We start from the raw sequence: 2,781 nt of genomic DNA on the forward strand, positions 1-2,781 counted from the left end.
ACAAGAAGGACTTCAGCGCCAGCGTGCTGCAGGCGGTGCCGTTCGGTACCCCGGTCAGCGGCCCGTACCTGGCCAACACCGACGTCAACGACGTCAGCTGGGACCTGAGCGGCGTCTACCAGATCACCGACAACCTCAACGCCTATGCACGCGTGGCCAAGGGCTTCCGCGCGCCGTCGATCCAGGGCCGGCTGGCCTTCGGTGGCGTCTCCCAGGCCGACTCGGAGAAGGTGATCTCGTATGAGGCCGGCATCAAGGCCGACCTGTTCGACCGCCGCGCGCGCCTGGGCTTCAACGTGTTCCGCTACAACGTGGATGGCCAGCAGCTGATCGCGGTGGGCGGCAGCAACAATACCGCCACCCTGCTCAATGCCGACAAGACCCTGGGCCAGGGCGTGGAACTCGACTTCGAGGCCTACCTCACCGACCACGTGCTGCTCACCCTGGGCAGCAGCTACAACGACACCGAGATCAAGGACCGCGATCTGGCCGTGGCGATCTGCGGTGGCGGCTGCACCATCACCGACCCGACCACGGTCATCGATGGCGCCACCTACGCACTGGTCAACGGCAATTCGCTGCCGCAGGCGCCGAAGTGGATCCACAACCTGACCCTGCGCGCCGGTTTCCCCATCAACGACGCCAGCGAGCTGTATGTCTACACCGACTGGGCCTACCGCAGCCCGGTCAACTTCTTCCTCTACGAGTCGCCGGAGTTCCGCAGCCGCTCGTCGCTGGAAGGCGGCCTGCGCCTGGGCTACAACTGGGATTACGGCCAGTACGACGTGGCCGTGTACGGCCGCAACCTGACCGACCAGGTGCGCGTGGTGGGGGCGATCGACTTCAACAACCTCACCGGCTTCCTCAACGAACCGCGCACGTTCGGCCTGGAGTTCACCGCGAAGTTCTGAGGGCAGGTACCCACCGCTGGTGGGTACGCACGGCAAATAAAAACGGCGCGGAGAAATCCGCGCCGTTTTCCGTTGTGTCGGTAGAGCCGACCGTTGGTCGGCTGCTTCCCCCCGCCAATCAAGCCAGTCGTGCCAGCCCTGCACGCCGGTCAGAGTTGCTGCGGCGCAGAGCCTCCGGCACCGGATTCACCATGCCAGCGTGGATGCAACTTCTTGCATTCCCCGCGCATGGCAGGGACGGCACACTGCCCGGCCGAGAAACGGCTGCGCCCGCCGACGCGGGCCGCAAGCACCGTTCACCACGAGAAAGTGCAGAAGCACGTGACCGATGACACGCAATCCACATGGCGCCGGGCGTTCCTGTTCTGGGGGACCATGGACGCCGTACAGATCCTGGTCTACGTCCTGGCGGCCCTCCACCAGGGGCGTATCCCCTACGTGGACGATGTGAGTGAATCGCGCATGGTGCTGGAGAGCTATGGCGACGTAGCATTGCTGATGCTGGTGCCAAGCTGGACGCTTCAGGCAGGCCTGTTCCTTTCCTGTGCCCTGCTGCTAAGGGGCAACCGGTTCGGGGTGTATGTTGCACTCGCGCAGGTGCCTCTACGATTGGTCACGCTGATGCCATCGGTGCCGTTCGCGCTCGTGCTGGTCCGTCCGCTGGACATCGCGCCCAGCCTGCTGTGGGTGCTCTATGGGGGCCTGCTGTTGCTCATCGAGGGACTGAAATTCCGGACGCTGCGGAAAGCTGGCCCCGTTCGCTCCAGTACATGACGGTCTCTTGCAGACGTCAGATCGCGTTCGATGAGGATGCGGCGCGACCGGGTCACCGTGACCTTCCTGCACCCCGCCTGCCTCCATAGCATGTGGGGTGGAGTGCATCGACTGCACGCTGCGACGCCAGCGTGTTCGCAACCGCCCGTGGTGCAGGACGCCACCAGGCCGATTCTGGCGGAGCGCGCAGCGGGCGCGACACCGCCTGTGCCCGGTAGAGCCGACCGTTGGTCGGCTGCCCAACTACAACGCGCTTTCCGGCCGCACCTTCAACACCGCTTCCTCGGCCGCGCAGTCGCGGCTGGAATGCAGCCCGGCCTTGCGCGCGGCAACGATCTCCTTGCGTGCAGCCAGCAGGTCCTTGGAGAACGCGGCGTTGTCATGCAGGCGTGCCACGGCCGCTGCGCCCATGAAGCGGCCTTCCAGGATGTCGCTCTGCCAGTGCACGTTGCACACCAGGCGGCTCTCGCCGTAGTTGCGGCCCCGCAGCTGGATCGCATCGGCACGGTCGGGCGCGATCTCCGACAGAATCAAGGCCCACGCCCAGCCGATGGAGGTGTGGCCGGACGGGTACGACCCGTTGCCGCGCAGGCCTTCTTCATCGTCGGGCGTGCAGGTCGGTTCGCCGTTGACCATGAACGGGCGCGCGCGCTGGTAGTGCTTCTTCGCCGTGCGCGTGGCCGCACTGGCATCGATTCGGCTGCGCTCCAGCAGGCGATACAGCGCGGGCGTCTTCACCGCGTCCACGTCCATGTCGATGGCGCAGGAGAACTGGTTGGCACCGGCCGGAAAGCCGAGCTCGGCATCGGTGTGGGCCTGGGCGAAGCGCGGGCTGCCACGCAGCGCACGCGCCTCACGGCTGACCTGTTCGTCCAGGGCGAAACCGGCAGAGCCGGCGGCCGGCGGCGCCGGTACCAGCGCCAGGCTGGCGGGCACCGCGTCGGCCTGCAGGTAGCCGACCGCCTTGGTCGTCACCGAGGCTTCCACCGCCGTGGTGCGCGGCGCACCGGACGTCGTACAGCCCGCCAGCGCCACCAGCACGGCAGCGGTCAGGAAGGGGCGCAGGACGGGGGCGGCGGACGACGACATCGGCTGG

3 protein-coding genes are annotated in these 2,781 nt (G+C 66.9%); 2 read left to right on the forward strand and 1 reads right to left on the reverse strand.

Translation table 11 applies throughout. The annotated features are described in order from the left end of the window. Positions 1 to 911: TonB-dependent receptor (locus DBR34_RS06915; RefSeq protein ID WP_128096243.1), on the forward strand; the 911-nt coding region annotated here is incomplete at its 5' end. A 213-nt stretch (positions 912 to 1,124) separates the two neighbouring features. Continuing rightward, entirely contained in the window at positions 1,125 to 1,685 is a 561-nt protein-coding gene (locus tag DBR34_RS06920) for a hypothetical protein (protein WP_128096244.1), read from the forward strand. A gap of 243 nt (positions 1,686 to 1,928) precedes the next feature. On the opposite strand, the gene DBR34_RS06925 is transcribed toward DBR34_RS06920, so the two are convergent. Continuing rightward, positions 1,929 to 2,774, reverse strand: coding sequence for a phosphatase PAP2 family protein (locus DBR34_RS06925; RefSeq protein ID WP_128096245.1), 846 nt, complete (start codon positions 2,772 to 2,774; stop codon positions 1,929 to 1,931). Positions 2,775 to 2,781 lie beyond the last annotated feature (7 nt).

The organism is Stenotrophomonas sp. HMWF003 (genome assembly GCF_003061285.1).
Lineage (GTDB): Bacteria > Pseudomonadota > Gammaproteobacteria > Xanthomonadales > Xanthomonadaceae > Stenotrophomonas > Stenotrophomonas maltophilia_AP.